The sequence below is a fragment of the Streptomyces sp. NPDC034085 genome (assembly GCF_055575555.1).
Map to the genome: position 1 here is coordinate 103,640 of NZ_JBVISL010000005.1, position 24,889 is coordinate 128,528.

Annotated in this window: 23 protein-coding genes and 1 tRNA gene; 6 read left to right on the forward strand and 18 right to left on the reverse strand. The window is 71.6% G+C overall.

Translation table 11 applies throughout. The features are described from left to right. Positions 1 to 122 precede the first annotated feature (122 nt). The 6 genes from ACZ501_RS19170 to ACZ501_RS19195 all read right to left on the reverse strand — a co-directional run bounded on the left by ACZ501_RS19170 (position 123) and on the right by ACZ501_RS19195 (position 5,490). Entirely contained in the window at positions 123 to 1,289 is a 1,167-nt protein-coding gene (locus ACZ501_RS19170; protein WP_468796775.1) for a lipid-transfer protein, read from the reverse strand. Continuing rightward, positions 1,286 to 1,675 carry a MaoC family dehydratase gene (locus ACZ501_RS19175; RefSeq protein ID WP_468796778.1) on the reverse strand — a complete coding sequence of 130 codons (390 nt, stop codon included), beginning with the start codon at positions 1,673 to 1,675 and terminating at the stop codon, positions 1,286 to 1,288. Before ACZ501_RS19175 ends, ACZ501_RS19170 begins: the two co-directional genes overlap by 4 nt. Continuing rightward, positions 1,672 to 2,706: an acyl-CoA dehydrogenase family protein gene (locus tag ACZ501_RS19180; protein ID WP_468796781.1), complete on the reverse strand. Its 1,035-nt coding sequence runs from the start codon at positions 2,704 to 2,706 to the stop codon at positions 1,672 to 1,674. The genes ACZ501_RS19175 and ACZ501_RS19180 overlap by 4 nt, the downstream gene beginning before the upstream one ends. 1 nt (position 2,707) lies before the next feature. Next, positions 2,708 to 3,649, reverse strand: a complete 942-nt coding sequence (locus ACZ501_RS19185) for a bifunctional MaoC family dehydratase N-terminal/OB-fold nucleic acid binding domain-containing protein (RefSeq protein ID WP_468796784.1) — start codon at positions 3,647 to 3,649, stop codon at positions 2,708 to 2,710. Beyond that, entirely contained in the window at positions 3,646 to 4,797 is a 1,152-nt protein-coding gene (locus ACZ501_RS19190) for an acyl-CoA dehydrogenase family protein (RefSeq protein WP_468797308.1), read from the reverse strand. The genes ACZ501_RS19185 and ACZ501_RS19190 overlap by 4 nt, the downstream gene beginning before the upstream one ends. Before the next feature lie 336 nt (positions 4,798 to 5,133). Then, positions 5,134 to 5,490 carry a DUF6344 domain-containing protein gene (locus ACZ501_RS19195; protein WP_361608673.1) on the reverse strand — a complete coding sequence of 119 codons (357 nt, stop codon included), beginning with the start codon at positions 5,488 to 5,490 and terminating at the stop codon, positions 5,134 to 5,136. A gap of 348 nt (positions 5,491 to 5,838) precedes the next feature. Here ACZ501_RS19195 and ACZ501_RS19200 point away from each other — a divergent pair, with 348 nt between their 5' ends. Continuing rightward, positions 5,839 to 6,237 (forward strand): thiol-disulfide oxidoreductase DCC family protein, encoded by a 399-nt coding sequence (locus ACZ501_RS19200; protein WP_361608671.1) that lies wholly within the window; start codon positions 5,839 to 5,841, stop codon positions 6,235 to 6,237. Here the strand turns inward: ACZ501_RS19200 and ACZ501_RS19205 are convergent. The 10 genes from ACZ501_RS19205 to ACZ501_RS19250 form a co-directional block, all read right to left on the reverse strand. Further along, a complete protein-coding gene (locus ACZ501_RS19205; RefSeq protein WP_468796787.1) occupies positions 6,191 to 7,366 on the reverse strand; it encodes an HTTM domain-containing protein in 1,176 nt (391 codons plus the stop codon). The genes ACZ501_RS19200 and ACZ501_RS19205 overlap by 47 nt on opposite strands. Next, positions 7,353 to 8,084 (reverse strand): DUF5819 family protein, encoded by a 732-nt coding sequence (locus tag ACZ501_RS19210; protein WP_468796790.1) that lies wholly within the window; start codon positions 8,082 to 8,084, stop codon positions 7,353 to 7,355. The genes ACZ501_RS19205 and ACZ501_RS19210 overlap by 14 nt, the downstream gene beginning before the upstream one ends. Positions 8,085 to 8,194: 110 nt before the next feature. Continuing rightward, entirely contained in the window at positions 8,195 to 9,565 is a 1,371-nt protein-coding gene (locus ACZ501_RS19215) for an ice-binding family protein (protein ID WP_468796793.1), read from the reverse strand. Between the two features lie 319 nt (positions 9,566 to 9,884). Continuing rightward, positions 9,885 to 10,763, reverse strand: a complete 879-nt coding sequence (locus ACZ501_RS19220; RefSeq protein ID WP_361595479.1) for a helix-turn-helix domain-containing protein — start codon at positions 10,761 to 10,763, stop codon at positions 9,885 to 9,887. 322 nt (positions 10,764 to 11,085) lie between these two features. Next, positions 11,086 to 11,173: transfer RNA gene (locus ACZ501_RS19225), tRNA-Ser, on the reverse strand. A 60-nt stretch (positions 11,174 to 11,233) separates the two neighbouring features. After that, positions 11,234 to 12,172 carry a trypsin-like serine peptidase gene (locus ACZ501_RS19230; RefSeq protein ID WP_468796796.1) on the reverse strand — a complete coding sequence of 313 codons (939 nt, stop codon included), beginning with the start codon at positions 12,170 to 12,172 and terminating at the stop codon, positions 11,234 to 11,236. Between the two features lie 200 nt (positions 12,173 to 12,372). After that, positions 12,373 to 13,419, reverse strand: a complete 1,047-nt coding sequence (locus tag ACZ501_RS19235) for a YeiH family protein (RefSeq protein ID WP_468796799.1) — start codon at positions 13,417 to 13,419, stop codon at positions 12,373 to 12,375. Further along, positions 13,419 to 13,967, reverse strand: a complete 549-nt coding sequence (locus tag ACZ501_RS19240) for a cysteine dioxygenase family protein (protein ID WP_361595488.1) — start codon at positions 13,965 to 13,967, stop codon at positions 13,419 to 13,421. The genes ACZ501_RS19235 and ACZ501_RS19240 overlap by 1 nt, the downstream gene beginning before the upstream one ends. A 98-nt stretch (positions 13,968 to 14,065) precedes the next feature. Further along, positions 14,066 to 14,971, reverse strand: a complete 906-nt coding sequence (locus ACZ501_RS19245; protein ID WP_361595491.1) for a LysR family transcriptional regulator — start codon at positions 14,969 to 14,971, stop codon at positions 14,066 to 14,068. Positions 14,972 to 15,085: 114 nt separating this feature from the next. Further along, positions 15,086 to 16,654, reverse strand: a complete 1,569-nt coding sequence (locus ACZ501_RS19250; RefSeq protein ID WP_468796802.1) for a S1C family serine protease — start codon at positions 16,652 to 16,654, stop codon at positions 15,086 to 15,088. A gap of 289 nt (positions 16,655 to 16,943) precedes the next feature. Between ACZ501_RS19250 and ACZ501_RS19255 the strand changes: the two genes are divergently transcribed. From ACZ501_RS19255 to ACZ501_RS19265, 3 genes are all read left to right on the forward strand, one after another. Next, the gene (locus tag ACZ501_RS19255; RefSeq protein ID WP_361595497.1) at positions 16,944 to 17,744 is read left to right on the forward strand and encodes a glycerophosphodiester phosphodiesterase; all 801 of its coding nucleotides are present in this window, start codon (positions 16,944 to 16,946) and stop codon (positions 17,742 to 17,744) included. A 183-nt stretch (positions 17,745 to 17,927) separates the two neighbouring features. Next, a complete protein-coding gene (locus tag ACZ501_RS19260) occupies positions 17,928 to 18,443 on the forward strand; it encodes an ATP-binding protein (protein WP_361595500.1) in 516 nt (171 codons plus the stop codon). A 177-nt stretch (positions 18,444 to 18,620) separates the two neighbouring features. Further along, positions 18,621 to 19,595 (forward strand): DUF5926 family protein, encoded by a 975-nt coding sequence (locus ACZ501_RS19265; RefSeq protein WP_361595503.1) that lies wholly within the window; start codon positions 18,621 to 18,623, stop codon positions 19,593 to 19,595. 181 nt (positions 19,596 to 19,776) lie between these two features. Here ACZ501_RS19265 and ACZ501_RS19270 read toward each other — a convergent pair whose 3' ends face one another. Both ACZ501_RS19270 and ACZ501_RS19275 read right to left on the reverse strand, forming a co-directional pair. Further along, positions 19,777 to 20,337 carry a hypothetical protein gene (locus ACZ501_RS19270; protein ID WP_468796805.1) on the reverse strand — a complete coding sequence of 187 codons (561 nt, stop codon included), beginning with the start codon at positions 20,335 to 20,337 and terminating at the stop codon, positions 19,777 to 19,779. 155 nt (positions 20,338 to 20,492) lie between these two features. Next, complete coding sequence (locus ACZ501_RS19275; protein WP_362454807.1) at positions 20,493 to 21,215, reverse strand: bifunctional DNA primase/polymerase; 723 nt, start codon at positions 21,213 to 21,215, stop codon at positions 20,493 to 20,495. Between the two features lie 421 nt (positions 21,216 to 21,636). On the opposite strand from ACZ501_RS19275, the gene ACZ501_RS19280 reads away from it, so the two are divergent. After that, entirely contained in the window at positions 21,637 to 23,241 is a 1,605-nt protein-coding gene (locus ACZ501_RS19280; protein ID WP_468796808.1) for a PP2C family protein-serine/threonine phosphatase, read from the forward strand. 148 nt (positions 23,242 to 23,389) lie between these two features. After that, complete coding sequence (locus ACZ501_RS19285; protein WP_468796811.1) at positions 23,390 to 24,856, forward strand: aminopeptidase P family protein; 1,467 nt, start codon at positions 23,390 to 23,392, stop codon at positions 24,854 to 24,856. Positions 24,857 to 24,889: the final 33 nt, after the last annotated feature.

Here is a 24,889-nt window from a genome sequence, read left to right on the forward strand (position 1 = left end):
GGAGCGGTGCGCGCTTCCGTAATCGGCCCAAGGTGCCGAAGCCGGGTCCGTCTCAGGTTGTACTGCCGGGCCGCCCCCCACCTCCTGAAGGTGGAGGACACGGCCCGCGACCGGGACCTGGGTCAGACCCCGGGCCCCAGGATCAGGCCGGAGGTCGGCACCCCCGTACCGGCCGTGACGAGGACGTGTTCTGCCCCTGGGAGCTGGTTCACGGAGGTGCCGCGCAGTTGGCGGACGGCTTCGGCGATGCCGTTCATTCCGTGCAGGTACGCCTCGCCGAGCTGGCCCCCGTGGGTGTTGAGGGGGAGCGCGCCGGCTGCCGTGAAGTCTGCGGCCTCGCCGGGGCCGCAGAAGCCGAACGCCTCCAGCTGCATGAGGACGAAGGGGGTGAAGTGGTCGTAGAGGATCCCCACGTCGATGTCCGAGGGCCGCAGTCCGCTGGTGCGCCACAGCTGACGGGCGACCACGTCCATCTCCGGCAGACCGGTGAGGTCGTCGCGGTAGAAGGAGGTCATCCCCTCCTGGCGGCGGCCGGCGCCCTGGGCGGCCGCGGTGATCACGGCGGGCCGCTGCCGCAGGTCCCGGGCCCGTTCGGCCGTGGTGACGACGAGGGCCTGGCCGCCGTCGGTCTCCTGGCAGCAGTCCAGCAGCCGCAGCGGCTCCACGATCCACCGCGAGGCGGCGTGGTCGGCGAGGGTGATGGGACGGCCGTGGAAGTACGCGGCGGGGTTGTTCGCCGCGTGGCGCCGGCCGGTGACGGCGACGTGGCCGAAGGCCTCGGGGGTCAGGTGATAGGCGTGCAGGTAGCGCTGGGCGGCCATGGCGACCCAGGACGCCGGGGTGAGCAGGCCCCAGGGGAGGGACCAGCCGAGGGCCGCGCCCTCCGCCGAGGGCTCGCGCTGCTGGACGCCGGAGCCGAAGCGGCGGCCGGAGCGCTCGTTGAAGGCGCGGTAGCAGACCACGACCTCGGCGACGCCGGTGGCGACGGCGAGAGCGGCCTGCTGGACGGTGGCGCAGGCCGCGCCGCCGCCGTAGTGGATGCGGGAGAAGAAGGACAGCTCCCCGATGCCCGCCGCCTGGGCGACGGTGATCTCGGGGCTGGTGTCCATGGTGAAGGTGACCATGCCGTCGACGTCGGCCGGGATGAGCCCGGCGTCGTCGAGCGCGGCGTGCACCGCCTCGACGGCGAGCTTCAGCTCGCTGCGCCCGGAGTCCTTGGAGAACTCCGTCGCGCCGATGCCGACGACGGCGGCCCGGCCGCCGAGGTCGTCGCGGGTGCGTACGCTCATGCCCCGGCTCCCAGGGTGACGGTCACGGTACCCGTGACGTGGTGGCCGATGCGGTTGGCGCCGACCACACGGATCTCGGCGGTGTCCCCGTCGACGGCGGTGACCGTGCCGGTGAGGGTCATCGTGTCGCCCGGGTGGTTGGGGGCTCCGAGGCGGATGGCGACCTTGCGCAGGACGGCGCGGGGGCCCAGGTGGTCGGTGACGTACCGGCCGACCAGGCCGTTGGTGGTCAGGATGTTCATGAAGATGTCAGGGGAGCCCTTGGCCCGGGCGAGCTCCGCGTCATGGTGCACGTCCTGGTAGTCGCGGGAGGCGATCGCCCCCGCCACGATCAGGGTGCGGGTGACCGGGATCTCCAGCGGCGGCAGCGCGTCGCCGACGTTCATGCGTGTTCCCCCTCGGATATGAGCGCGCCCAGCTCGGACAGCAGCTCACTGCCGCAACCCAGATAGGCGTCCAGCTGGCGTCCCCACAGGAAGTGCCGGTGCACCGGATGGTCCAGGTCGGCGCCCGTCCCGCCGTGCAGGTGCTGGCCGGCGTGCACGACGCGCTTGCCCGCCTCCGAGGCCCACCAGGCCGCGGTCAGGGCGTGCTCGCGGGCCGGGAGCCCCTCGTCCGTGCGCCACGCCGCCTCGTACGCGGTGACCCGGATCGCCTCCGTGTCCATGTACGCGTCGGCCGCACGGATCATGACGCCCTGGTTCGTGGACAGCGGACGGCCGAACTGCTCGCGGGTGGAGGTGTACTCCACGGCGCGGGCCAGCGATCCCGCGCAGACCCCGGCCTGGAGTCCGGCGAAGGCGGTGCGGGCGGCGCCGAGCACCTGGTCGTAGGCCTCCGGGCGCCCGAGCCGCTCCGCCTGCGCCCCGGCCAGGATGAGGCCTCCCGCCGCCCAGGGCGCGGTCGTCTCCACCGGCCGCACGGCGGCTCCGGGCGCGTCGGTCCGTACGAGCCACAGGGTCCGGCCGGTGTCGGGGACCAGCACGTGCGTGGCGTCGCGCAGCCAGGGCACGGCGGGCGCGGTGCCGGTGAGGCGGCCATCGGGCGTGGCGGTGAACCGCCCGCGCTCGGGGAAGGCGCCGGTGGCCACGGCTTCGCCGCAGCCGAGGGCGGGCAGCAGGCGGGCGCGCTGCTCCGGGGTGCCGTGGGCGGCCACGGGCAGGACGCCGTACGCGCAGGTGGCGGCGTACGGGACCTGGGCGGTGGTGCGGCCCTGTTCCTCCAGCAGCAGGACCAGCCCGAGGAGGCCGACGTCCGTGACGGCGGCGGTCAGCCCGGCGGTCGTGAGGGCCTTCCAGAGCTCGGCGTCACTGCCGGTGCCGACGGCGGCGAGGCGTTCGTGGGTGGCCAGGTCGCGGAAGATTCTCGCGGCCAGGCCGGCCGCGGCGGCCTGTTCCTCGGTGGGGTGGAAGTCCATGTCAGGCCGCCTCCCCCCGGAAGACCGGCAGTTCGAGCGAGTCGTCGACGCGCAGGAACTCCAGCCGGACGGGCAGGCCGATGCGGACCTTGTCGTAGGGGACGCCGGTGATGTTGCTGATCATGCGGACCCCCTCGGCCAGCTCGACGAGGGCCACCGCGTACGGGCCCCCCGCGCCGGCGGGCTCCTCGTGCGCGGTGAAGGCGGGGAAGGGCGGATGGTGCATGACCACGTACGAGAAGACCGTGCCGGCGCCGCTCGCCTCGACAGTGTCCCAGTCGGGGGAGGAGCAGGCGTTGCAGCCGGGGAGCCAGGGGAAGCGCAGGGTCGCACAGGCGGTACAGCGCTGGATCAGCAGCCTGTGGTCGCGGACGCCGTCCCAGAAGCCCTGGTTGTCACGGTTGATCACCGGGCGGGGCCGGGGCGGGGCCTGCGGAGCGGGTTCCCGTGCGGCCGCGGGGGCGTACTTCAGGATGCGGAAGCGGTGGGTGCCGGCGAGTTCGCCGTTGGCGTGGACGTCCATCCGGGTCGTCACGAAGTGCCCGGTGCCCAGCCTGGTCGTCTTGCGCGGCGAGACCGACTCGATCACGGCGTCGAAGGTCACCTCGTCCCCAGGGCGCAGCGGGCGCAGGTACTCCTGCTCGCAGTCGGTGGCGACCACGGAGGTGCAGCCCGCGCCGTCGAGGAGCGCGAACAGCTCGTCGTAGGCGCTGGAGCGGTCGGTGTGGCCGGAGAGGCCGCCCATCGTCCAGGCCTGGAGCATGGTGGGCGGGGCGATGGCGTCCGGGCCCTGGTAGGCGGGGTTGGTGTCGCCCATCGCCTCGCACCAGTGGCGGATCATCGGCACGTTCACGGCGTCCTTGGCCCGGCCCGCGGTGGCGGCGGGCTTCCCCTCGAAGGCCTTGAGCCTGGCGTGGAACCGGTCGCTCTCCCCGGCGGTCATCGTTTCCTCCCCTTCATCCCGAGCCGCATCATGGCGACGATCTCCCGCTGGACCTCGCTGACCCCGCCGCCGAAGGTGTTGATCTGGGCCGCCCGGTTCAGCCGCTCCAGCTCGCCGCCCGCGAAGGCCTGCGGACCGCGTACGAGGGCCTCCTCGCCGACGGCTTCCTGGCAGATCCGGTACACCTCGACGGCGGACTCGGTGCCGAGGAACTTGACGCCGCTGGCGTCTCCGGGGGCCAGGGTCCCCGCGCCCACGTCCTGCACGAGGCGCCAGTTGAGGAGGCGTACGGCGGCCAGCCGGGCGTGTGCCTCGGCGAGCCGGGACCGCACCCAGGGGTGGTCGGCGGGCCGGTCGCCGGTGGCGGGGTCCGGGGTGCGGGCGTGGCGGAGCGCCTGTTCGTAGAAGTCCTCGGCCTGCATGCCGATGGCGGCGAGGGCGACCCGTTCGTGGTTGAGCTGGTTGGTGATCAGGCCCCAGCCGCCGTGTTCGGGGCCGACGAGGTTGCCTTCGGGGACCCGGATGCCGTCGTAGTACGTCGCCGTGGTGGTGAGGCCGCCGACGGTGTCGATGGGGGTCCAGGCGAAGCCGGGGCTGTCGGTGGGCACCAGGATGATGGAGATGCCCTTGTGCTTGGGGGCCTGCGGGTCGGTGCGGCAGGCCAGCCAGATCCAGTCGGCGTTCTGCGCGTTGGACGTGAAGATCTTCTGCCCGTCGACCACCCACTCCCCGCCGTCGCGCACGGCCCGGGTGCGCAGCGAGGCGAGGTCGGTGCCGGCCTCGGGCTCCGAGTATCCGATGGCGAAGACGATCTCGCCCCGGAGGATCAGGGGCAGGAAGTGGTCCTTCTGCTGCCGGGTCCCGTACTTCATGAGGGTGGGGCCGACGGTGTTGAGGGTGACCATGGAGACGGGGGCGCCGGCCCGGTAGGCCTCGTCGAAGAAGACGAACTGCTCGTCGGGTCCGCGGCCCTGGCCGCCGTACTCGACGGGCCAGCCGAGGCCGAGCAGCCCGTCGGCGCCGATGCGGCGCAGCAGTGCGCGCTGTGCGGCCGGATCCTCGGGCGCCCCGTCGGGCATCAGGTCCCGGAAGTACCCGCGCAGTTCGGCGCGCAGTCGCGCCTGGCCTTCGGACGGGGCGAGGTGCACGGCGCTGGCCTCCCGGCATCGCATCGGACGAGTAGAGCTGACTGTCCGTCAGATTTGCTCGGGATGTCAAGGTCGAGGGGTGGGGCCGTCGCCTCCCGCACAGGAGGTGAACCGTTTCGCCGAACGCGGGCGCCCCGGACATGCCGAAAAGGGCCGCGTCCTCCGGGATCCGTGCCGTCTCCCGGGCCTGCGGCCCTGCCGTACCAAGCTCCACGCCCCCTGCACGCCCCCTGCGGGCGCCGGTGCGACCCCCTTGCGCCCCCTTCCCCGGGGTCGTGCGCGGCGCGCTGCGCCGCGTGCTGCCGATCCCGTGGTCCGCGTCGCCCCTGCGACCGCCTACGCGGCGAGGGCGAGCCGGTCCTGGCCCACGACGGGGGCGATCCGGACCTGGGCCGCGGCGGGGGAAAGGGTGGCGGCGGTGGTCGAGCGCCGGACGGACGGCGCCTTGCCGTGTGCCTCGGCGCGGATCCGCTGCTTGATCGTCGGCGGGAGCGAACCGCCGCGCATCATCGCCCGCCACGTCCGCCGCGCCACCACGGCCGGCCGACGGCGCACCGCAGGAGCCACCGGGGCGGCGACCGCCTCACCAGCGGCGGCCGGGGCCGCCTTCCCACCGAGGCCGAGGGCGGCCAGGAGCGCCACGAGCGCGGCGAGGACGGTGGTCCAGAACGAGGCGATGCTGCGGTGGATCATGACGGGTCCCTCAATTCGCGATGTTCCGACGGGCGGATCTGCATACATTCGTCATGATGCGGACGCAACCGCACGACCCCCACCACGCGCGCCGATCGTCCGACAAACACCACCCGGAAAGCCCAAAGCCGCACGACGAAGGGGCGCCCCCTGATCGGGGGCGCCCCTTCTGACCTGCACCTACCCTGCCCTGGCGGTGGGTGGGACAGCGGCCTGCGATGACATCACTGCCAACGGGTTTTCGCGGCCGCCGAACACAGACCCACGCCGTAGGTCGTGTTGCTGGCCAATCGCCTTTTGCTCACCCCACACTGAAGTTGTCCACCCCGTCGCGGAAAGGGAGCCCGGATGACAAGCCAGCCCATTCTGTTGTTCGACGGAGACTGCGGATTCTGCGGCAGATCGATCGAGATCATCCAGCGCACCATCCGGCCGCGTGTGCAATGCGTCCCCTGGCAGTACGCCGACCTCGCCGCCCTGGGTGTCACCGAAGACCGGGCCGACCGGGAGATCCTCTGGATCAGCCCGGCCGGCGGCGAGGTCCACGGTGGAGCGCGCGCCCTGTCCGCCGTGCTGATGTGCGGACGAAGGCGCTGGTGGTGGCTCGGGCTCGTTCTTCGGCTGCCGCCCGTCACCTGGATGGCACGCGGCGTCTACCAGGTCGTCGCGAAGAACCGCCACCGCCTGCCGGGCGGCACCGTCACCTGCTCTCTTCCTGCACATATGCGAGGGAAACCGGTCGGTTGACCACCCTGCTCTGATCAGCCTGCTGCGGCACCGCAGCGGGTGCCGACCCCACCGGGGCTTCGTCTCCCAAGCCGCCGGCGCGCCGGAAGGTGCGCCGGCACAGCCGTCCCAGGGCCAGGTAGAAGCGGTCCGGCAGGAATGCGGCATCGGCGACGATCATCGCGCCGGAGAAGAGTGGCAGCCCCATGAGCAGCGCGATGTTCACGTGCATGCCCAACAGCAGGACCAGAACCGGGTATTTCAACCTGCCGAACAGGACGAACGGGAAGGCGACCTGCACCAGCACCGTCATGTAGCCGACGACGGCGATCAGTACGTGATGCCCGGCGACGAGCTGGGACAGCTCGGGCCAGGGCCGGAACAGGTCGATGTTCAGGACGTAGTGGAGGGCGGTACCGTCGCCCCACTTGGGGCCCTGCACCTTGTACAGGCCAGCGCATCCGTAGAGGAAGCAGACCTGGGCGGCGATGACGAACATGCCGCAGTTGTGCAGCACGGTGGTCAGCATGATGCGGGCGCCGCCGAGGTGGTGCCGGAGATCGCCGGCCAGCGCGTCCGACGTCTTGGCCGACGCCTGGAGCCGGGTCCTACGGGCGTCGAGGGACCAGCGACGGCCGCACGCGGTGAAGGCGAGGTAGACCGACATGAGGACCATGAGATTGTCCCCGCCGTCCGCCATGAAGATCGCCCTGGCGTGGAACGACATCACCACGACCGCGAACAGTGCGGACACCGCCCGCGTCCGCCACCCCAGCACGAACAGCGCACACGTGACGAGGGCCAGGGCGTAGCAGACCTCGAAGTACAGCCGGCTGTCGGACAGGGTGAGGACACTGGCCCACCCGCTCTGCTCGAACATCTGCCTGGCCAGCGCGGGCGTCCACGGGGAACCCGGGCCCCACATCTCGTCGCGGTGCGGAAACTCGCGGAGCAGGAAGACGAGGTAGAGCAGCCCGTACCCGATGCGCAGCGCCGCCGCCGCGTAAAGGGACACCGGCCGCTCGGTCAGGAGCACCAGGAACGCGTGGATCCGTTCGAGTGCACGCTGCGGGATCCGTACGGATCCTCGCGCGGTGGTGCGTTCGGACGCTGCGGGCGCCACGACCGGTTCCAGCTCAGTGCGTTCCATGCGAGTCCACCTTCCACCACGGCAGATAACGGGTTTCGGATCGCGCCGGCGCCGCGGCGACCGGGCGGGATCCAGGCGCCGCACCGGGCGCGGCGATAGGCCGCGAGATCACCCGCAGCTGAATGGAATCGAAGGTGGCGCCACGGTGTGGGGCGACGCGATCAACTGCGATGTTGTGCAGGTACTTCTCGATCATCACAGCCCGCTCGGAGTGCGGCCGGTTGTCGCCTCCGTGCGTTTTGAGGTACGAATTCCACGCCTGCCGCAGCATGTTCTGTGCCGTATGGCTCGGAAATACATGGTGTTTGACGGCGGAATCGTCCCGAGAGCTCAGATCGATCCAGCCACTCACCTGCACGGTCCCGTCCGGTGCCGTATGCCTCGTCCTCGCAGAGATCTGCCGGTTGACGGATTGCGGATTCGGCGCGAAGAGCCGCCAGTTCTGCTCGAACACGGGCCGGACCCACGCGTTGACCTGCCGGCTGCAGGCCTTGGAGATGGCGTTCGGAGGTGCCACGTAGAGAAACACCAAGACCACATGGACCAGGGTCACTGCCAGACACAGGGCCACCGCGGCCCCCGTTGCGGCGCTCAGCGCACGGGGCGGCCCTGGCGGCACCTGGGCACTACCGGTTCCCCCGCCGCTCTCCCGCTCTGCCGGCTCGGCGCCGGTCCGCCGCAGGTACTTCACATTCGTCGACTCGGTACCGCTCAGCACGGCCCCACCCGGCCCTTCCCATCCCGACTGCTCTCACCTGCTGCTCCTGCTTCCGCGGGCGGCGCGCGGCGCGATCGTTGACGATCCGCCGCGCGCCGCCCGTCGTACGGTCAGTGCGAAGCGCGCACCCCGTGCCCGCTCTGGTGGCCCGGCCACCCCGGCAGGTCGTGGTACCCCGGCCACCCCGGCTTGCCGGGCTTCCCGGGGTGGTGGGGGTGGCCCGGCCATCCCGGCTTGCCGGGCTTCCCGGGGTGGTGGGGGTGGCCCGGCCATCCCGGCTTGCCGGGCTTCCCGGGGTAGTCGCAGTCGTCGTGTCCGCCCGTGGCGTGACCGCTCGCGGCATCGCCGGTCGCAGCGTCGCCGGTCGTCGTCGTGCTCGCCGCGTCACCCGTCGCCGCCGCATCACCCGTGCTCGCGGCATCACCCGTGGTCGACGCGTCACCCGTGGTCGACGCCGCATCACCTGTGGTCGACGTGTCACCGGTGGTCGACGCCGCATCACCGGTGGTCGACGTGTCACCCGTGGTCGACGCCGCATCACCTGTGGTCGACGTGTCACCCGTGGTCGACGCCGCATCACCGGTGGTCGACGTGTCACCCGTGGTCGACGCCGCATCACCGGTGGTCGACGCCGCGTCACCTGTGGTCGACGTGTCACCCGTGGTCGACGCGTCACCCGTCGCCGACGTGTCGCCCGTCGTGGTGGTGTCGCCCGTCGTGGTGGTGGTCGTTGCGGTGGTGGTGTTGTCGCACTCCGGCCTGGTGATCACGTTGTTGTTCAGCGTGACGGCCCCGTTGCGAGCCAGTACCCGGCCCTCGACCCTCGCCCCACTGTTGACCGTGATCGAGGTGAGCGCCATGAGGGTGCCCACGAAGGTGGAACCGGATCCGAGCGTGGCCGATTCGTCGGTCACCCAGAACACGTTGCACGCCTGGGCACCGTTCTGGAGGACGATGCTGCTGCCGGACGCCGTGGTCAGGCCCGCCGGAATCTTGAACACCCATACGGCATCGGGGTTGTTCTGTGCATCCAGGGTCCAGACGCCGTTGACCAGGAGACCGGACTCGACGGCGTAGGTGCCGGGAGGCAGCGTGGGCGTCACGGGCGCCGCAGAAAGGTCGAATTCCGTGGGCTGGCCGAATGCGTCGTCGTACGCCGTGGCGAGGTCGGCCTTCGCTCCCGCTGCCGCCGCGCCTGCGTAGATCGTTCCGCCCACCACGGTCCCCGGCGGGAATCCGGTGACGGCTGTTCCCGGAGAAACACCGATGTCTCCGGTGACCACGGAGTCGCCTTCGTTGGTGACTGTCGATCCCGCCAGTACTGCGAAACTTTCCGCCGTACCCAGTTCTACGAATGTGGCCGCATTTGCCAGTGTAGGCGTCACTGCCACTACGGCGACGGCGACCAGCAGGGTGAGCACCCCGGCGATCCAGGCCGTCAAGGTGCGCCGTTGCGGCGCATCGGAAATGTTCAGGGACATCAAGTAGCCAACTCCTGTGGGGCGGTGGTGGCGTCCGGCGTTCCTATCAAACGGAATCGCCTCTCCTGTCAGCGGCATATTACGCAGGCACCAGAACCGGAAGACGGCCCACTCGGACGATGTCGCCGGAATAAATCAATATGCATCAAGGAAAGTACGATTAATGTCGGCCGAATGGCCGCCCCGGCCGTATCTCTGTTTTCGCCGACAGAAATGCGGCCGCCGCTCCATTGGATCCGCGGGCGGTGAATGGCGCCCGGCCCGATCTACCTGCGGCAGCGGCGGTACCCGGCACGAAGGCTCGTGGCCGGTGCGGCGATCATGGCCGGCCGGACCGCGATGCGGCAGCCGGCAGCTCCTGAGCGGCTCGGACGAGGAAGCGGCGAGTGTCCTCCGGGTTCAGGGCCTGGGCCTGGAGGTGGTCGTACATGGCGCCGTACTGCTGCACCTCGGATCGTTTCTCCAGGTAGAGGTCGCTGGTGAACCGTTCCAGATACACCGTCCCCGTGGCGCAGTCCGGGAATTCGAGGATGGAGAACTGCCCCGAGACGCCCGGGTGGGACCCCGTCTCGTAGGGGAGGACCTGCACGGTGATGTGTGGCTGCGCACCGAGGCGGTTCAGGAACTCGAGCTGTTCACGCATGATCTCGGGGCTGCCGACCACGCGGCGCAGTGCGGATTCGTCCAGCACGGCCCATAAGCGAAGGGGCCGTGCCGGGTGGTGGGCCCGGGACTGACGGCGCAGCCGGACCTCGTGGCGTACGGCGATCTGATCGGGGGTGGCGTGAGGGATCGTTTCCGCGATGACCGCAGCCGCGTAGGCAGGAGTTTGCAGCAGACCGGGGATCACCAGGGACTCGTAGGTGCGGATCGAGGAGGCTGCCGTTTCCAGGCCGATGTAGACGGCATAGGGAACCTCACCGCAGGCGACCCACCAGCCCTGCCGGTCCGACTCCGTTGCCATCTGCATCAGCAGGTCGATGGCCTGCGGGTCTGTGACTCCGTAGAGGCCGCACAGGTCCCGTACGTCGCGGCGCTTGATGGCACGGCGGCCGTTCTCCAGGTGGCTGACCTTGGACTGGGAGATCAACAGGTGCTCCGCCACCTGCGTACAGGTCAGGCCACGTGCCAGGCGGAGCCGACGCAGCTCCGCGCCCAGTCGGCGCCGTCTGAGGGTCGGGTTCCCACTCACCGCCACGGACGGTCTACCTCCGGCTCGGAACAGTCGTACAGCCAAAAGGTGCCCGGGCGGACGTGTCCGCCACGAGTGATCAACGGGCCCTGCCGGCAAGTCTCATGTCTGGCGAACGCAGCCGCGTGCAGAGCCCGAGCGAATTTCACCCAGATGGCACGGACTTCCACCTATCCGCAGGAAAAGCACGCATATCTGCCGATTGCCTGTGAGCACTCGCCAGGGGCTCGGCGCGGCTCTGGCGCTCGTGCGCGGGAAAGACGGGGCACACGGCGAAGGGGTGCCCCTGGTCGGGGCACCCCTTCTGGTCAGCGCGTGCGCTGAGATGTGGCGGTGGGTGTGGGATTTGAACCCACGGTGACTCGCGCCACGACGGTTTTCAAGACCGTTCCCTTAGGCCGCTCGGGCAACCCACCTGGCCGGTACAGAGTACCGGGATGTCGGGGTGGGTGGGGTGGGTGTTCCGGTCGGCGGGGTCAGGAGGTCTGGGCCTTGTCGTAGGCCGCCTTGACCTCGTTGCCGAAGTACGGGCCGAACATCGTGTTCGGCAGGAAGGTGTAGCCGAAGCTGTTCACCGAGACCTGGGTGCCGAGGCCCGTGGACTCGTTGAAGTCCTGGAACCAGGGGCCGCCGCTGGAGCCGCCGGTCATGTTGCAGGCCATGCTGTGGTCCTTGGTCAGCAGGAAGTCCTTGCCGGTGCCGGCGCTGCAGTAGACGAGCTTGGTGCCGTCGTAGGGCGCGGCCGCGGGGAAGCCGAAGGAGTACATCCGCTTGTTGTAGCCGCCGTTGAACAGGATGCCCTGGGCGCCGACGACCTGGCTGAGCTTCTGCCCGTTCAGCGGAGCCACGACGGCGAGGCCGACGTCCATGTTCATGTCCTCGCTAGCCGCCCACTGGTCGGTGGCGAAGGTCTTGGTCGCCGGCCATTGGCCGTACGGGGCGTTGCCGTTGTCGTACGCCGGCACGAAGATCCAGTTGGTGTGCCAGGCGCCCTGGTACTTCACGCAGTGGCCGGCCGTGATGACCGTGCTTCCGTTCTGGCTGGTGATCGAGTCGCCCGAGCAGGAGGCCGTACGGCCCTGGAAGGTGAAGAACACCCGGCCCGAGGTTTTCACCACGGCCCCGCCGCCCGTCCACGCGCCGCCGGCCTGCGGGAACGCCGTGGGGGAGGTGGCGGGGACCGTGGTGGGGCGGACCGCCGCCGTGGGCGCCGTACGGGCGCCGCGGGGGGCCGCCGACACGTCCAGCGGGGTGGCCTGGCGCATCCGCTCGGGGGTCCAGAAGCCGGAGGTCTGCCGGGGCCGGAACGAGGCGGGCGACTCGGCCGCCGCCGAAGGGGAGGCGGCCGTCAGGGCCCCCGCGAGCAGGGCGCCCGCGGCCAGGAGGACGGATGCCGCTGTGCGATGACGATTCACGCAGGACTCCTTCTGCCGTGCCCGTGCCGGTGGGACCCGGGCAGGGTGGGGTGCAGAGCTGTCGGTGCGGATCGGCTGTTCGGCTTGCGGGGGCAGAGTCGCACGAGGCCCCGCAGATGTCAGGGGGCAGTCCGTACGTTCGGTCGGTTCCGGCCAGGAAATGGCCAACTGTCCATGTGTCGCTTCGTCATGTGGGGTCCTCAGGCCGTCAGGACGATTCCCGCGTACGAGACGCCGGCCACCACCACCCAGGCGCCGAGACCGAGCGCCGCGGCCCGTCCGCCCGTCCTGGCCAGCGTCGGCAGGTGCACCGCGCTCCCGAGCCCGAAGAGGGCCGCCGCCAGCAGGCCCTCCTGCGCCGTGTGCGCCCACTCCAGCACCGCCCCGGGCAGCAGCCCCGTGGCACGCAGCGCGGCCGCCACCAGGAACCCGGCGACGAACAGCGGCACCGGAGCCGGCCGGCGCCCCGCGGAGGTACGCACCCCGCGCCGCCGGGCCCGCATCGAGAAGGCCACGGCCGCCACCAGCGGAGCCAGCAGGGCCACCCTCATCAGCTTGACCAGCACCGCCTCGCCGAGCGCTCCGGCACCGGCGGTCTGGGCCGTCGCCACCACTTGCCCGACGTCGTGGACGCTCGCCCCCACCCACCGTCCGAAGGCGAGGTCCGAGAGCCCCAACGGGCCTTGCAGCAGCGGGAGCACCGCGATGGCAAGGGTCCCGCACAGGGTGACCAGCGCCACCGAGGCGGCCACGTCCTCCTCGTCGCTTCCGGAGACCTCGCTCACCGCGCCGATGGCCGAGGCTCCGCAGATCGAGTAGCCGGTGGCGATCAGCAGCGGCTGGTCCCCCGGGAGTCCGAGGCGGCGGCCCAGCCAGACCGTGCCGAAGAAGGTGGCCGCGACCACCCCGGACACCATGGCCACCGTTCCCCAGCCCAGTCGGAGCACCTGGTCCAGGCCCAGGCCGAGGCCCAGCAGGACGATACCGATCCGCATCAGCCGCCGCCCGGCCAGTGACAGGCCCGCGCGGGCGGGCCCGCGCACGAAGGTCCGTACACCGGGGAGGTGGGCCACCGCGATCCCGAGGACCACCGAGGCGGTCAGCATCGGCACGGCGGGCACCAGCAGGTGCACGCACCAGGCCGCCAGGGCTCCGGCGGCGGCAGCCGCCAACCCGGGCCAAGGCGTGGGTGTTTCACGTGAAACATGGCGGACCGCCTCGCTGTGGGGGCGGTGGAGGAGGGCCATCAGTCGACGGGGAGCGTGTAGACGCGGCGGATGCTGGTGCCGAGGCGGGAGACGTCGGCTCCGTACACGTGCAGGGATATGGCCTTCGTACTACAGGAGTTGCGCACCTTGTGGATGTCGCCCGGAGGGGCGAAGCCGCAGACGTCGCCCTGACCGTTGACCACGTCCTCCGTGGCGACCAGCCGCGCCACGCCCGCGCCGGGCGCGAGCCGGTACCGGCGCTCGCTCTCCTCGCCCTGGTGCACCCCGGCCACGCACCACGACACGTGGTCGTGGATGCAGGTCTCCTGGCCGGGCAGCCAGACCAGCGCCACCACCGAGAAACTGCCGTCGGGCTCCGCGTGCAGGATGTGCTGGCGGTACCGCTCGGGGTCCCCCTCCTGCTGGGCGGCGGTCAGCAGGTCGGACGCGCCCAGGTGCGGGGCGAGCCGCTCGCCCACCAGGTAGGCGGTCAGGTCGGGGGCCAGGCCCCGGTCCACGACGCTGCGGATCTCACTGACGAGGGCGGCCATCCTCGTGGTCGTACGGGCCGGCGTGGTGGTGGTCATGCAAGCAGCGTCCGCCGGTGCATCCATCACGTCCAACGACAGTTATGACGTGAAATCCCTAGCTCTGCTTATGGATTGCAGAGTGGGCGACGGCCGCATCAGCAGCCGACGCGGTTCGACGCGGCCTTCTTCAGCTCGTCCAGCACCACCGCTGTCGCCGGGATCCGGAGATGGTCCCGGTAGACGTACGCGGCGATGTGGCGGCGGGCCGCGGGCTCCAGCACCCGCCCGCAGACCCGGCTGAGGGAGAGCGAGGGCAGGACCAGCGCGGGCATCATCGCCACGCCCAGACCCTGTGCGACCAGGCTCTGGACCACCAGGTTGTCATCGGTGGCGAAGCGGATGTCCGGTACGAAGCCGAGCTCCGCGCACTCGTGCAGCAGGTTCGCCCGGCAGCGCGGACACCCCGCGATCCACCGCTCCTCCGCGAGGTCGGCGAGGTGCACGGCCCGGCGCCGGGCCAGCGGGTGACCGGTCGGCAGCAGCACCGTGAGCTGGTCCTCCAGCAGCCTGACCTCGGCCACCTCCTCCGGGACCTCCTCGTGCAGCCCGGGATAGGTGAAGGCGAGGGTGATGTCGCACTCGCCGCGCTGGAGCCGCCGCAGGGATTCCGGGGGCTCGCCCTCCAGCAGCTCCACCTGGACGCCCGGGTGGTCCTTGGCGAGACCGCTGAGCGCCTCCGGCACGAGGGTGACGTTGGCGCTGGGGAACCCGCAGACCCGTACGCGCCCGGTCCGCAGGCGCGTGTACGCCTTCAGCTGGGCCTCGGCGGCGGAGAGGGTGCCGAGGATGGACTCGGCATGCCTGGCCAGGGACTCGCCGGCTTCGGTGAGCTTCATCCGGCGGCCCACGCGCGTGAACAGCGGGGTGCCGACGGCACGTTCGAGTGCCTTCATCTGCTGGGTGATCGCGGGCTGGGTGTAGCCCAGGACGCGAGCGGCCGCCGAGTACGATCCCGCGGCGACCACTTCATGGAATGTCCGTATGTGCCGTGAATCGAACACGAGCGAAGCATAAGCAGATATTGGGAGGGGCCGTAGGCGGAATCCCGCCCACGGCCCCTTCCATCAAGCCACTGTCGAGCGGCTGTTCACCGCTCCCGCCGTGGCCGCTGCCGGTTACTTGTCACCGACGCGCGAGCCGAGGGTGATGTCGACCGTGGTCGGCTTGCCGCCGCGCAGGTAGGTCAGCTTCACCGTGTCGCCCGGCTTGTACGTCCAGATCAGGCTGATCAGGGTCGGGCCGCTGTCGACCGGCTTGCCGCCGAACTCGGTGATGATGTCGCCGGGCTTGAGGCCCGCCTTGCCGGCCGGGCCGTTGGGGTCGACCAGCTCGTTGGCGGCCGCCCCCTGCTCGGAGATCTTGGCGCCGTCCGACTTGGCCTGGAGGTCGACCGAGACCGAGATCACCGGGTAGACCGGCTTGCCCGTCTTGATCAGGGACTCCGCCACGTTCTTGGCCTGGTTGATCGGGATGGCGAAGCCCAGGCCGATGGACCCGGCCTGGCCGCCGCCGAATCCACCGTTGCCGGCGGACTGGATCGCCGAGTTGATGCCGATGACCGCGCCACGGCCGTCGAGCAGCGGGCCGCCCGAGTTGCCCGGGTTGATGGAGGCGTCCGTCTGCAGGGCGCTCATGTACGAGTTCTTGCCGCCGGAGCCGTCACCGGACGCCACGGGCCGGTTCTTGGCACTGACGATGCCGGTGGTCACCGTGTTGGACAGGCCGAAGGGGGCACCGATCGCGATGGTCGGATCGCCGACCGCGACCTTGTCGGAGTCGCCCAGCGGCAGCGGCTTGAGGCCGGCGGGCGGGTTCTTCAGCTTGAGCACGGCGACGTCGTAGCCCTGGGCCCGGCCGATCACCTCGGCCTCGTACTTCTTGCCGTCGGAGAAGGTCGCGGAGAGCTTGCCGCCGTTCGCCGCGGAGGCCACCACGTGGTTGTTGGTGAGGATGTGGCCCTCTTGGTCGTAGACGAAGCCGGTGCCGGTGCCGCCCTCGCCGTCCCCGGCCGAGGCCTCGATGGTCACGACGCTGGGCAGGGCGTTCGCCGCGGTGCCCGCGACCGAGCCGGCATCGCGCTTGAGGTCCTTGGGGGTGTTGCCCGCGGTGATGGTGGTGGAGCCGAAGCCGCCGCCGTCGTTCCGCTCGGCCGCCCAGTAGCCGACGCCGCCGCCGACGCCGCCCGCGAGGAGGGCCGCCGCCAGGACGGCCGCCACGAGGCCCCCCTTGCCCTTCGGCTTGGGCGCCGGGGTGCCGTCGGTGGTGAGCGGGGCGCCCCAGGCTCCGCCGTGCCCGCCATGGCCGCCGTACGCCGGGACCGCGGGCGGCGGCGGCGGGGGCCAGGCTTCGGCGCCGTACGCCGTCTGCCCGGCCGGGGCGTGGGGCTGCGCGTCGGGCTGCGGCTGGGGCTGCCCGTAGCCGTAGGCCGGGGGCGCCGAAGCCGGCGCGGGCGGCAGCTGCTGGGTCTGCTCGGCACCGGCCGCCGGAGCAGGAGCCGACGCCGGAGCAGGACCCGGCGCCTGAGCGGCGTCCGGCTCGACAGGCACACCCCCGTGGGCCGCCGGTGCGGCGGCGGGCGCGGCCGGAACCTTGGCCAGGTCGGGGGTGGAGGCGGCCGGCGCGGGGGGTACGGACGGGGCCGCGGGGGGCGTCGGGGCCGCGGTGCCCTCGTTCTCGGTGCTCACAGCGCTCTCTCCTCGTCACACACGGCTTACAGGCTTACACGGCTGCACAGGATCGGGACAGGTCCGACTCCGGACATACACGATGAAACCGGGCCGACGCCCATCTGGCATCGGTCCGACTGAACGTTCGAGCTGCCGTACAAGTTCCACGGCAAAGCCTTTCCCATGGCCCGTCAGGGCACTGTAAGCCGGACCTGTGCGTCTTCCCCCATTCTTTATATCCGACATATCAGACGCACCCGCAGGACTCCCCCCGACACGCGGGGCTCCTCGATGGCACCATGACCGGGTGACCCACGCATCGCCGCGCCCCATCCAGGTCGTCGCCCACCGCGGCGCCTCGGAGGACGCCCCCGAGCACACCCTGGCCGCGTACCGGAAGGCCATCGAGGACGGAGCGGACGCCCTCGAATGCGACATCCGGCTGACCGCCGACGGCCACCTGGTCCTGGTCCACGACCGCCGCGTGAACCGCACCTCGAACGGCCGCGGCGCCGTCTCCGCCCTGGAGCTGGCCGACCTCGCCGCCCTCGACTTCGGCTCCTGGAAGGACCGCGAGGAGTCCCCCGACTGGGACGCGGACCCGGAGCGGACCTCCGTGCTCACCCTGGAGCGGCTGCTGGAGCTGGTCTCCGACGCCGGCCGGCCCGTCCAGCTGGCGATCGAGACGAAACACCCCACCCGCTGGGCCGGACAGGTGGAGGAGCGGCTCCTCTTCCTCCTCAAGCGCTTCGGACTGGACGCCCCGCCCGCCGACGGCCCGCACCCGGTCCGGATCATGAGCTTCTCCGCCCGCTCCCTGCACCGGGTCCGCGCGGCCGCGCCGACGGTACCGACCGTGTACCTGATGCAGTTCGTCTCGCCCCGGATGCGCGACGGGAGGCTGCCCGCCGGAGTGAAGATCGCCGGACCGTCCATGCGGATCGTGCGCAACCACCCCGGCTTCATCCGCAGGCTCCAAACCGCCGGCCACTCCGTACACGTATGGACAGTGAACGCTCCCGAAGATGTTCAGCTATGCGCTGATCTGGGTGTGGAAGCGATCATCACGAACAGGCCACGTCAGGTTCTGTCCCAACTCGGGCGCTGACGTCCCTTTTTGCCCACCCGTCACGCCCGCCCCGCCCGTAACGGGGAGTGCACCGGCGCATCCGCTGCGCATCCGGGGCTCGCGAATGCGTCATGACAGCGTCAGAGGGCCTCGTCACGGCGGTTTCCGGTCCAGGCCATTGGGGCATCCAGACCATGGCGTGGGGCTAAGGAGGTTCCGGGGGTGGCGTTGGTGATGGCACAGGAAGTGCCCACGTCGTCGTGCATGGACATTCGCCATGGTCCTGCGGGCGTGGGCGAGGCGAGGCACCGGATGCGCGAACAACTGCGCATGAGCGGCCTGTCCGAATCGGTCGTGGACGATGCCGTACTGATCCTTTCCGAACTGCTCAGCAACGCCTGCCGCCACGGCCGGCCGCTGGGCCGGCGTGAGATCGGGGACGGGGAGGTGCGCGCCGCGTGGCGCGTCGACACCGCGGGGCGGCTGACGGTCGAGGTCACGGACGGCGGCGGCCCGACCCGCCCGGTTCCGGCCACGCCCTCGGTCACCGCGCACGGCGGGCGGGGGCTGAACATCATCAGCGCCCTGGCCCAGGACTGGGGTGTCCGGGACGGAGCGGCGGGTGAGGTCACCGTCTGGGTGATCGTCGCCCGGGGGTCCCGGCACGAGGATTTCGCTACGCGCGTCACAGCCCCGGCGATGGACTTCGCGGCGGCCTTCGACGATCTGGATCCGTGAAGCGGACCCGTCCCGCACGACACGCTTGACCCCGCACCACCGGCCATCCGCACAGGCGGCCGTCCGGGAGCGCACGCCGACCGTGCTCCCGGCCGCACCCCACCGGTCGCGGCGGTACGAACGGCTAGGCTCGCGCCCAGAGAACCGCCGTACCGCCGCAACCGGGAGACACCCACGATGGCCAAGAAGCGCCCTGCCGCGAAGACCGCGAAGCCGCAGCTCGAGAACGGGGAGATCCCGGTCGTCGGCGCGCGCGAGCCCTGCCCCTGCGGCTCGGGCCGCCGCTACAAGGCCTGCCACGGCGCAGCCGCCTCGCACGCCTCGACCGAGCACGTGCGGCGCCCGTTCGAGGGACTTCCGGGCGAGTGCGACTGGGTGGCGCTGCGCGAGCTCGTCCCCGCGGCCACCATCCCGCTGACCCTCAAGGGCGGTCTGCCCGAGGGCGTCCCGTCCGTCACCCTGGTGACCGTACTGCCCATGGCCTGGCCGGCCCTGCGGCGCGAGGACGGCTCGGTCCTGCTCGGCCTCCAGAACGACTCGACCACCGGTGACCTGGCCCGCGATCTGGCCGACACCCTGGAGCGCGCGCTCGTCGCCGAGCCCGGCACCCCGGTGGCGGCCCGCCGGGTGCCGGCCGAGGGTCCCCGGCTCCAGGATCTCCTCGACCCGGACGGCGTTTTCGAGCCGGTTGTGCACACGGGCTTCGAATTCTGGATTCCGGAGGCGGAAAGCGCCCAGAACGCCTCTCCGGAGATCGCCGCCTCGCTGGAGCGCGCCAACGCCGCCGCCATCCCGACCGTCAAGCTGACGGGCGTGGACGCGGCCTACTGGTGCGAGACCCCGGACAAGAACCACCTGCGCTGGGTCATGCCGCACCCCGAGGAGAAGCTGCTCGACGCCCTCGCGCGCCTGCACGCCGCGGGCACGTCCTCCCTCGGCGAGGGCACGAAGCTCGTCGGTTCCTTCCGCGCCCACGGCCTCGTGGTCCCGGTCTGGGACCTGCCCACCGGGGTCTCCGCGGACGACGTGGAGAAGCCCGCCGCCGAGTTCGCGGAGCGGCTGGCCGCGGCCCTCGCCGCGAACGCTCCGCTGACCCCCGAGGAGCGCCGCGCGCGCGGCGGCCTCACCAACCGCCAGGTGACGCTGAGCTGACGCACGGCCACGCACGGGTCCGGTGACTGGGGTCACAACTCCCGCTAATCGCCTGCAAATCGATGTCTGAATATCAGAGATCGAATTTGCGAACAGGCGATCTCTTGTTACCGTTCTTGTAGCCCGGTCGCTGGTGCATCCCCCGTCGCCAGCGACCGGGCCCTTGTCTTTCCGGTGGCGTTCAACCTTCGCCCGGGCCCGGTGAGTTGCTCCCGGACCGCAGCAGCAGCCGCCCTTCATCATCCGGAACTGCAAACTCCGCTACAGCCGAGTAGTCCTCCGGCGCCCCCGCCGAATCACCCCGGGGCGTCTCGCACAGTCCGGGCTCGTCCCCCGCCCCGACCGCACAGCGGATCTGCACCGTGCGCCCCGCGGGCCCCATCACGGTCAGTACGGCGTCCAGCGCGCGTCCGCTGGTGTTGCGGTAGTAGCTGCGCCCCCAGGTCTGCCCCGCGCCCTCCAGGACGCACGTCTGCGCCTCCAGCCCCTGCGGAGCGGAGAGTTCGGGTCCGCAGCGGGAGGCGGTGCGCGGCTGCTCCGCGGGTCCCGGCCGGGCCGGGCCCGCGGCGGGACGCGCCGCGTTCGGGGCGGGGGAGGAGCGGGAAAGACCGAGCGAGGTGAGCAGCCCCCCGCCTTTTCCGTCATCCTGACCGGCGATATCCGGCCCGGCGATCGCTCCGGCCAGGGGAAGCGACAAGATGACCAGCACACCGGCGCCGATACCGGTCAGGCGGAGATTCATTCGCCGAAGATAGCGACGCGGGAAAGGGGCGCGGAGATCCCCGCGCCCAATTCCCTTGCAAACCCGCTGCTCTGGCACCCGTACGAGTGATGCGGCGGCGCGACTCCGGCGACCCCGGCCGCTCGGCATGCGAGCCGACTCCGGCGCGCGCCTGCTCAGTACGCGAGCCGGCTGCCGCCGCCGGGCGCGCCGCTGCTCGCCTCGACGAGCGCGTCCACGACCGCCTCCACCTCCGGCAGCCACAGCCCGCCCGGGCCGGACGCGGGCTCCCGCTCCCAGCGGACCTGCCCGCCGCCGCTGGCCGCGGAGGGCGGCAGCAGCAGGTAGCCGCCCTCACCGTGGAAGCGCAGCGAGGAGGGCACGTGGTCCTTGGCGTACAGGAGTTCGCCGAGTCGCTCCAGCGAGTAAGGCGCCACCAGCAGGGACCACCGGGTGGGCGTGGCGACGATCGGACCGAGCCGCATGCCCTGCGCGTCCAGCCGTACGACGGCGCGCGCGGCCGCGCCGGCCGGCAGGCTCACCGCGCACGGTGCGCCGCCGCCGGTCGCCAGCAGCACCGGGGCGGCGGGCCGCCTGGCCCACCACCAGGCCACCATCCGGGCGTCGGTCGTGGCGGCCAGCAGCCCGGGGTCGAAGGGATGCGCGCCGGGCACCACGCAGTCGGGCTCGGGGCAGGCGCACCGCGGACTGTCGGCGGCGGCCCGGCCGACGCCCGGCAGTACGGGCCACTGCCAGACGGTGGCACAGGTCAGCGCCCCGTCGAGCAGAGAGGCGGCCGCCGTACCGTCCACGCCGGTCTCAGCCGAGCGGGAGGCGGAGCGCGGGAATTTCAAGCGATCGCGGAGCCGCTGGAGACGCCTTCCGAGGATCTCGCGCATGAGCGCTCGTTCCTTTCCGTTGAACGCCGAAGGGCCACATCACACCATGTATCCGGTGTTTCACCACACGTGCACGTTTCGCGTCACTGTCCGCCTGAAGCAGGTTCACACGGTTCGTGCAGTTGTCTTACGGGTCCGTCAAACGTCCGGCGGGGACCCGGAGCGAGCGGCCCGGACGACCCGCACCGGTCTCGAGACCGGCTGCCGCCGCTAAGGACGACTGCCCGCGCCGGGCGGTTCCCGGCGGTGCCGGGAGGGCGTCAACTGACCCCGGGCACCATCGAGTACGTACCCGGAGCCCTGGGAGCGCCTGTCCAGTCGAGCGCAAAAACCGTCCGCTTCCCGCTTTTTCCGGCCAAGTTTTAGCCCGGGCTGGACAGTGAGTTGCCGCCCCACGGACACCAGTATTCCCACCTGGGCAATGCTGGACATCGCTCCTCGTGTGCGTGTAGATGTGGATCCATTGATGGCGGCGCAGCACGATCTGGGGGTTTGCGATGCTACATGGCGAATCGCACCAGGTGGAAAGGCGGACGCCATGAGCGCCCCGCATCTGCCGAAAGTGGCTGGAATCGATCCAGCAGTTACAGCGCCCGCGCACACTGCGGCGCCCACGCCCGGTTCCACTCCCCCGACCTCCCCGTCCACGGCCGCACCGGGTCATCCCGCCGGCTCCGCTCCCGCCCCCACCGCTCCCGCCCAGGGCGCCCCGCCGGCGGCGAGCAGCGTCATCCAGGACCGGCTGGCGGGCATGGTCTCCGACCTCACCACCCTCCACGAGCTCACCGAGCGCCTCGCCCGGGCCGATGACCTCGACTCCTCCCTCCGGGAACTCCTGCGCGCCGGAGCCGCCCTCGTCGGCGCGCGCCGCGGACTGGTGGTCCTGGAGCCCTCCGACGGCCTCGGCCCCGCGACCACCATCGGGCTGGGCCTCGGCCGCGCGGACCTCGGGCACATCGAGACGGTGCCGCGCAGCGCCACCTCGTACGGCCGCATCCTCGACGGACTGCCCGGCGCCCACGGGGGCTCCGAGGTGCTCCCCGAGGCGGGCACGACGGCGGTTCCCGGCCCCGGGGGTCACGCGCCCCCCGTGGACCCGCGCCACCGGGAGGTCGCGGCCCGGCTCGGTTACGCCGCGAGCTACGCGCTCCCGCTGGCCGCCGGCGCCACGGGCCGGCTCGGCGCCGCCGTCTGGCTGTACGACGAGCAGGCCGAGCCGGGCGAGCGCCAGCGCGACCTCGTCGGGCTGTACGTCCGGCACGCCGCAGAACACCTGGCCCGGATGCTGGAGGTCACGCGCTCGCGCGAGCGGCTGGCCACCATCGCCGGGGAACTGCTGCCCAGCCGGTTGCCCCGGATCCCCGGGGTGCAGCTCGCCGCCCGGCACCGCACCGGTCCGCAGGGCGGCGGCGACTGGTACGACGCACTGCCGCTGCCCGAGGGCGCGATGGGGCTGGCCGTCGGATCCGTCACCGGGTCCGGCCCGAGCGCCGTCGCGGCGATGGGCAGGCTGCGCGCCTCGCTGCGGGCGTACGCCGTGATGGAGGGAGAGGACCCCGTCGCGGTCCTGTCCGACCTGGAGCTGCTGCTGCGCCTGACCGAGCCCGCGCGCTCGGCGACCGCGCTCTTCGCCTTCTGCGAGCCCGCCGCCCGCAAGATCGTCCTCGCGGGCGCGGGGCACACGCCGCCGCTGCTCATCGGCGAGCGCCGGACCGAGTACGTGGAGACCTCCCTCTCCGCGCCGCTGGGGATGCTGGCGTGCTGGGAGGCGCCGAGCGTGGAGATCGAACCCGCGCCCGGAGAAACGGTGCTTCTCTACACCGACGGCCTGCTGCGGCGTACCGGCGACCCCATGGACCGGGCCTATGCCCGGCTGCACGCGGCGGCGGCGGGGGTTCCGCGGAGCGCGCGGGAGGACCCGGCAGCCATCTGCGACCACATCCTGAAGACGGTCCTGCCGGAGGAGGCGGCCCGCCCGGCCGACGCGTCCGAGGACGTCGTCCTGCTCGCGGCCCGGTTCGACTGACGCCCGCGCCCGGCCGCCACCCCACCGCGGAAGCATGCGCCCGGTTTGACTGATATGTCACAGGTCTGGCCGGGGGCCTTCCCTTCGCACATACGATGGACGAGGTCCGTACCCGGTCCTTGCATGTCGTAGCAGCGGAGGAGAAGACGTGGCTGACGAGCTCACCCCGGAGACCCCGGAAGAAGAGCAGCCCAAGAAGAAGCACAAGCAGCGCAAGAACGGGCTGTACCCGGGCGTCAGCGATGAACTCGCGGAGAACATGCGTACCGGCTGGGCCGACACCGAACTCCGCGGCCTGGAGCCCATCGCCCAGGCCGGGCACACCGCCGACCGCCGTGCCGCGCTGTCCGCGCGCTTCCCCGGCGAGCGCCTGGTCGTCCCGGCCGGCCGCCTGAAGGTCCGCTCGAACGACACCGAGTACCCCTTCCGCGCCTCGACCGAGTACGCGTACCTCACCGGCGACCAGACCGAGAACGGCGTCCTCGTCCTGGAGCCCGCCGGGGAGACCGGCCACCAGGCCACCGTCTACCTGCTGCCCCGCTCCGACCGCGAGAACGGCGAGTTCTGGCTCTCCGGCCAGGGCGAGCTCTGGGTCGGCCGCCGCCACTCCCTCACCGAGGCCGAGCAGCTCCTGGGCATCCCCGCCAAGGACGTGCGCACCCTTCCCGAGGCCCTCGCCGAGGCCACCGGCCCGGTGCGCGTCGTACGCGGCCACGACTCCGTCATCGAGTCCGCCCTCACCGACAAGGTGACCAAGGAGCGCGACGAGGAGCTGCGCGTCTACCTCTCCGAGGCCCGCGCCGTGAAGGACGCCTTCGAGATCGGCGAGCTCCAGAAGGCCGTCGACTCCACCGTCCGCGGTTTCGAGGACGTGGTGAAGGTCCTCGACAAGGCGGAGGTCACCTCCGAGCGCTACATCGAGGGCACCTTCTTCCTGCGCGCCCGCGTCGAGGGCAACGACGTCGGCTACGGCACCATCGCCGCCGCCGGCGCACACGCCTGCACCCTGCACTGGGTCCGCAACGACGGCGCGGTCCGCTCCGGCGACCTGCTGCTGCTCGACGCCGGCGTGGAGACCGACTCCCTCTACACCGCCGACGTCACCCGCACGCTGCCGATCAGCGGCACGTACAGCGACATCCAGCGCAAGATCTACGACGCCGTGTACGAGTCCCAGGAAGCCGGCATCGCCGCGGTCAAGCCGGGCGCCAAGTTCCGCGACTTCCACGACGCCTCGCAGCACGTGCTGGCCGAGAAGCTCGTCGAGTGGGGCCTGCTGGAGGGCCCGGTCGAGCGGGTCCTGGAGCTCGGTCTCCAGCGCCGCTGGACCCTCCACGGCACCGGCCACATGCTCGGCATGGACGTCCACGACTGCGCCGCCGCGCGCACCGAGGCGTACGTGGACGGCACGCTGGAGCCGGGCATGTGCCTGACCGTCGAGCCCGGTCTGTACTTCCAGGCCGACGACCTGACCGTGCCGCAGGAGTACCGCGGCATCGGCGTCCGGATCGAGGACGACATCCTCGTCACCGAGGACGGCAACCGGAACCTGTCGGCCGGGCTGCCCCGCACCTCGGTCGAGGTCGAGGCCTGGATGGCGCGCCTCAAGGGCTGACGCCGGCGGGTGGACGTACGGGTGGGCGGGAAC